This is a genomic window from Stenotrophomonas sp. (assembly GCF_032103445.1).
In the GTDB taxonomy this organism is placed as follows: Bacteria; Pseudomonadota; Gammaproteobacteria; order Xanthomonadales; family Xanthomonadaceae; genus Stenotrophomonas.
The window spans coordinates 1-6406 of record NZ_DAMDFR010000116.1 but is presented as its reverse complement, the minus strand read 5'-3'; the positions used below and the strand labels follow the sequence as shown (position 1 = coordinate 6406).

Genomic DNA, 6406 nt, shown 5'->3' with positions numbered 1-6406 from the left:
GGCATTGGCGGCCTAGTTCCACTTTTGGCGACAGCTAGAAGTGGGGGGATTACCAAGCCACCGGCGGCGTGGCCACGGTGTTCGTGCGCGACGGCGACGACTTCGTGCGCGTCACCACCTCGCTGCGCAATGCCGAAGGCAACCGCGCGATGGGCACGGTGCTGGACCATGCCAGCCCGGCCTACCCGAAGATGATCGCCGGCGAGGCCTACACCGGTCCGGCGCGTCTGTTCGGCGTGGACTACATGACCCATTACATGCCGCTGAAGGACGCCGCCGGTGAAGTGACCGCGATCGCCTTCATCGGGCAGAACTACACCGACGGCCTGGCCGCCCTGAAGGCCCGCCTGCGCGATTCCAAGCTGGGCAAGGAAGGTCACTTCCTGGCCGTGAACACCCGCGCGGGCGACGACTTCGGCACCCTGATGGCGGCCAGCTACGGCGAAGGCGAGAAGCTGCCGGCGCTGGTGGACGAGGCCGACAAGCCGCAGCTCGAGGCCCTGCTGGCCGGCACCGTTACCGAAGCCACGCTGCACCTGCGTCCCAGCAAGGATGCACCGGCCCAGGCCTATTTCGTCACCGCGCAGACCTACGGCCCGTGGAAGTGGACCGTGCTGGGCCTGGAGCCGACCTCGGTGCTGGCCGCCGTGCTCAACAAACTCATGTTGCAGACCGCGTTGGTCTCCGGCCTGGGCCTGCTGGCGGTGATCGTGGCGCTGGTGCTGGTGGTGCGTCGCATGCTGACCGTGCCGCTGGCTGCGGCAGGGCAGGTGGCGCGCGACGTCGCCGCCGGCCGCCTGGACCGCACCATCACGGTGAAGAGCCAGGACGAAGTGGGCCAGCTGATGACCGCGCTGCGCCAGATGCAGGACAAGCTGCGCGAGATCATCGCCGCACAGAATGAAATGAGCGCGCAGCACGCTGAAGGCACCATCAGCCATCGCATTGATGCCAGTGCGTTCCAGGGCGAATTCCGCACCATGGTCGAAGGTACCAATGAGCTGGTGGACGCCCACATCGCAGTGAAGATGCGCGTGGTGGCGCTGATTGCCCGCTACGCCGATGGTGATCTGTCCGAAAAGATGGAGCCGCTGCCGGGCGAAAAGGCCCGCATCACCGAAGCGGTCAACGGCGTGCGCAGCCGCCTGCAGGACATCAACGGTGAGATCAAGCGCCTGGTGGACGCGGCGGCTGCCGGCGACTTCAGCGTGCGCGGCGACGCCGATGCGTACCGCCACGATTTCAAGGAAATGGTGCAGGGCCTGAACACCCTGATGATCACCGCTGACCGCAACCTGGCCGCGTTGTCGGGCCTGCTGCGGGCGCTGGCCGAGGGCGACCTGCGCGGTCGCATCGAAGGCCATTTCCAGGGCGTGTTCGCCACCATGCGTGACGACGCCAACGCCACCGTGGCGCAGCTGACCCGCATTGTCGGCGGCATCCAGCAGGCGGCGGTATCGGTGGCCACGGCCTCGGCCGAGATCGCGGCCGGCAACGACGACCTGTCGCGCCGCACCGAACAGCAGGCCGCCAGCCTGGAAGAGTCCGCAGCATCGCTGGAAGAACTGACCAGCGCGGTGAAGCAGAACGCCGATCACGCGCGCCGTGCCGACCGTCTGGCTGCTGAGGCCTCCGACGTGGCCGCACAGGGCGGTGCCGCGGTGGCGCAGGTGGTGCAGACCATGGCCGGCATCGAGGCGTCCTCGCACCGCATTGCCGACATCACTGCGGTGATCGACGGCATTGCCTTCCAGACCAACATCCTGGCGCTGAACGCAGCGGTGGAAGCCGCGCGTGCCGGCGAAGAAGGTCGCGGCTTTGCGGTGGTGGCCTCGGAAGTGCGCGCACTGGCGCAGCGTTCGGCCAGCGCGGCCAAGGAAATCAAGGGGCTGATCGAGGCCTCGGTGGCCCAGGTGGCCGACGGCAATGAACTGGCCAGCCAGGCGGGGCAGACCCTGCAACGCGTGGTGGCCTCGGTAAGCGAGCTGGGTGGGCTGATCGAAGAGATCGCCAACGCCAGCCAGGAACAGGCGGCAGGGATCGAGCAGGTCAACCAGAGCATCGTGCAGATGGATGGTGTGACCCAGCAGAACGCTGCCCTCGTCGAGGAGGCTTCGGCCGCTGCGCGTGCTCTCAACGCGCAGTCGTCCGAGCTGCAGCAATCGGTCGGGCAATTCCGCCTGGCCGACGCGCAGCCCGCGCGCAAGGAGCGCGTCGCGGCCTGATCGGGTGCGGTGGCGTCTGTGGTTGGGGAGCTGCAGACGCCACCGCCGGATCTAAGGTCGTATGGGTCGGAAATATTTGAACGGACAGGATCGGGCATACCGGTCCGGGCGATGAGCGGGCATAATCCGCGCCATTGATCCCGGCCGTCAGCCAGCAGATCAGGGTAGGGGACGGAAGGCCGTCCCCCGCAACGCCCTGAAACCAGACTGCAACATCCACTTTCCATGATGCCGCAACGTGCAGCCGGGCAAGCCCGGCTCTACGCCGTTCACTGACCGAGACCTTCATGTCTGCCCATCGCGACACCTCCCGTATTGCCTCTTTCCGCATGTCCCGTTCGCCGCGCCCGCACGCGCTGGCGCTGGCCTGCACCACGCTGCTGGGCCTGAGCGGCACCGCTCTGGCGCAGGACGCCACCCCCACGTCGCTGGACGCGATCACCGTGACCGCCGACCACCGCGAACGCAACCTGCAGGAAGTGCCGGTTTCCGTAGGTGTGGTGCAGGGCGAGAAGATCCGCGACTTCACCGCCGGTGGCGACGACACCCTGCTGGCGCTGTCCGGCAAGGTGCCCAGCTTCTATGCCGAAACCACCACCGGCCGCATTTTCCCGCGCTTCTATATCCGCGGCCTGGGCAACATCGACTTCTACCTGGGTGCCTCGCAGCCGGTGTCGATCATCCAGGACGACGTGGTGCTGGAACACGTGGTGCTGAAGTCCAACCCGGTCTACGACGTGGACCAGATTGAAGTGCTGCGTGGCCCGCAGGGCACGCTGTTCGGCCGCAACACCACCGCCGGCATCGTCAAGTTCGACACCATCAAGCCCAGCCAGGACTACAGCGGCCGCGTGCAGGCCAGCTACGGCAGCTATGGCAGCGTGGCGGTGGACGGCGGCTTCGGTGGCCCGATCAACGACATCGCCTCGTTCCGCGTGTCGGCGCTGTACCAGCACCGCGATGACTACGTGGACAACACCTACACCGGCCCCAGCGCCGATGGCACGGTGAGCCCGCGCAAGGACACCATGGGCGGCTTCGACGACCGCAACGTGCGCGCGCAGTTGCTGCTGCAGCCCAGCGACAACTTCTCGCTGCTGGCCTCGGCCCACGCCCGCGACTACGACGGCACCTCGACCCTGTTCCTGCGCGGTGCACTGACTCGCGGCTCGAACAAGACCGACGCGCCGCGTGATTCGGTGGCCTACGACGAAGCCGACAACAACCCGCAGGCGTACAAGACCTACGGCGGTTCGGTGAAGGCCGTGTACGACTTCGGCAACATCTCGCTGACCTCGATCACCGCCTACGAAACCACCTCCGGCTACAGCCGTGGCGACACCGACGGTGGCGCGGCGGCGGACTTCCCGGTCAACGGCGTGGCCAATGGCTACGGCCAGTCGATGGGCCAGATCCGTGACCTCGACCAGTGGACCCAGGAAATCCGCCTGGCCAACGCCGACAGCAACCGCCTGAAGTGGCAGGTCGGCGCGTTCTACTTCGACGGCCGCGACACCACCGACTTCTACCAGCGCGCCTGGTTCCTGCAGGGCACCGCCCGCAACCCGAACAACTGGGTGCGCCTGCGCAACACCAACACTTCGTGGGCCGGCTTCGGTCAGGTCAGCTACGACGTGACCGACAAGTTCACCCTGACCGCCGGCCTGCGCCAGACCCGCGACGAGAAGCGCACCCGTCTGCTGAAGACCGCCGACACCGCTGCCGGCGTGGTCACCTACCGTGGCCGCACCGACGTGGAAATGGCCGATACCACCCCCAGCTGGGACGTGAGTGCGATGTACGCGTTCAACCCGCAGGTGAGCGTGTACGCCAAGGTCGCCCGTGGCTTCCGCGGCCCGACCATCCAGGGCCGCTCGGCGGTGTTCAATGCCGACTTCACCACTGCTGATTCGGAAACGATTCTGTCGTGGGAAGCAGGCGTGAAGAGCAGCCTGTGGGACAACCGCCTGCGTTTGAATGCGGCGGCGTTCACCTACACGGTCAACGACATCCAGCTCAACGGCAACGATTCCAACGGCAACGGCGTGCTGTTCAACGCAGACAAGGCCAAGGCCTACGGCGTGGAAGCGGACATGGAGCTGCGCCCGATTCCGAACCTGAGCCTGAGCGCCGGTTTCAGCTGGCTGCACAGCGAAATCCAGGATGACCGCGTGTATGCCCAGGTGTGTGCGCTGAACGGTGCCGTGGTGTGCGATGTGTACGACCCGACCATCAAGGTGGGGGCCAACACCTTCGCGCAGATCAACGGCAACCCGCTGCCGAACGCACCGAAGTACAACCTGAACTTCGCCGCGCGCTATGACATTCCGGTGAACGATGCCGACGTGTTCTTCGTGTCCACCGACTGGAACAAGCAGGGCTATACCAGCTTCGTGCTGTATGACTCGGCCGAGTTCAATTCCAAGGGCAGCTTTGAAGGTGGGTTGAAGCTGGGCTATTCGGGCAATTACGGTGCCTGGGAAGTGGCGGCGTTTGCGCGCAACATCACCAACGAGAAGAACCTGAAGGGTGTGATCGAGAACTACATGGCGGCGGTTTATAACGAACCGCGGACCGTGGGGGTTTCGTTGAATCTGAACTGGTGATGTGAAAAGCAAGGCCCCGCGGATGCGGGGCCTTGTTGATTCGGTGGGGTGCACGTCGTTAATGCGCTGATTGGCGTTATCGGCAGTCGTCTTGCGACCGACTCTACCGCCGACGGTCCACGTGCAATCCCGGGGTGATCCGACGGTCCACGCGCAATGCCTGGTGAACCGTAGTGACACGCCATGCGTGTCATACGTGGTGCCCGATCAACGCGATGACACGCATGGCGTGTCACCACATGCGTTTACGCCGGCAACGCCGCCTGCAAACGCGATTCCAACTCCGCCTGCCTCCAACCCGCCAGCGCGGCCGGCCACTGCCGGCTTTCCAGATAACTCTCCAGATGCTTGCGCGAGGCCAGCACGCCATCGGGCAGCCCCAGCTCGGCCGTGCGCGCACTCACCGCGTCCTGCAGCTTCTTCAACGCCTGCTTGTTGCCATCATTGGCCGGCAAGGCCAGCGGTGCCTGCGCTTCATCCTCCAACGGCGTCACCAGCGCCTGCCACACCGCGCCGGCCAGCTTGCGCGGTGCTTTGGGGAAGCCATCGAAAACCTTGCCCAGCGCCTCCTGGTCAGCAGGCGGGGTACGCGCCAACTGTGCCGCCAGCTCGTTGTCCAGGATCCAGCTGCGCGGGCGGTCGCTGCTGCGCGCCTGCACGTCGCGCCAGCGCAGCAGGCGCAACAGGCGCAGCTGTGACGCGGCATCCATGAACTGCGCCGAGCGCATCGCCACGTGCGGCCAGCGCTCCTCGTCATGCTCCACGCTGGACAGCAGGCGCTCGGCATCGTCGTCCAGCCATTGGCGGCGACCTTGTTCCTGCAGCTTGGCCTCGATCGCGTCGTGCAGGGCAAACAGGTATTCCACGTCATCGGCGGCGTACTGCAGCTGGGCGTCGGACAACGGCCGGCGCATCCAGTCCGAGCGGGTCTCGCCCTTGGCCAGGGTGACGCCGGTGATCGCGGTGACCAGCTTCTGGTAGCCCATGCCGCCGCCGATGCCGGCCAGCGCCGCGCCGATCTGGGTGTCGAACAGCGGGCGCGGCAGCACGCCACAGGCCACCTTGAAGGTGACCAGGTCTTCGCTGGCGCTGTGCATGATCTTCAGGATCGAGGTGTCGGCCAGCCACTGGGCCAGCGCTTCGTTCATGCCGGGAATCAGCGGGTCGATCAGCAGCACCTCGTCGCCAACGGCCATCTGCACCAGGGCCAGCTGCGGCCAATAGGTGCGTTCGCGGATGAATTCGGTGTCCAGGCCGATGCGGGTGGGGCGCTGGCGGAAGCGTTCGTCCAGTTCCGCCGGGGTTTTGATCCAATAGGCCACGTAGGGTTCCATGCTGCGGGAATGCTCAGGCGGGCAGGATAACGCGCCTGCACCGGCCCGCGCGCCGTTATGATGAACACATGCTGCGAACCCCCGGTCCCCTGACGCTGCTGTTGGCCACGGTGCTGTTCACCGCCACGGCCTGCTCCCCCGATGAAGCCCCGCCTGGGGCGGCGCGCCCGGCCGAGCCCGACGCGCCGGCCAAGGCACCGACGCCGGCGCAGGTCACCATCGGCGGGCAGGACGAGGCCGA

2 protein-coding genes and 1 pseudogene are annotated in these 6406 nt (G+C 66.3%); 2 read left to right on the top strand and 1 reads right to left on the bottom strand.

The genetic code is table 11. The features are described from left to right. Positions 1 to 59: 59 nt before the first annotated feature. Together RT551_RS20945 and RT551_RS20940 are read left to right on the top strand one after the other, a co-directional pair. Positions 60 to 2225, top strand: a pseudogene (locus RT551_RS20945) (methyl-accepting chemotaxis protein); the annotation flags it as partial. A gap of 287 nt (positions 2226 to 2512) precedes the next feature. Continuing rightward, positions 2513 to 4831: a TonB-dependent receptor gene (locus RT551_RS20940; protein WP_313462071.1), complete on the top strand. Its 2319-nt coding sequence runs from the start codon at positions 2513 to 2515 to the stop codon at positions 4829 to 4831. Between the two features lie 245 nt (positions 4832 to 5076). Here the strand turns inward: RT551_RS20940 and rnd are convergent, their stop codons facing one another. Further along, positions 5077 to 6153: a ribonuclease D gene (gene rnd, locus RT551_RS20935; protein ID WP_313462073.1), complete on the bottom strand. Its 1077-nt coding sequence runs from the start codon at positions 6151 to 6153 to the stop codon at positions 5077 to 5079. Positions 6154 to 6406 lie beyond the last annotated feature (253 nt).

Excerpts from the sequence above, each read along its gene's own strand:
- RT551_RS20940 (WP_313462071.1), top strand. The coding sequence starts at position 2,513 with ATGTCTGCCCATCGCGACACCTCCCGTATTGCCTCTTTCCGCATGTCC.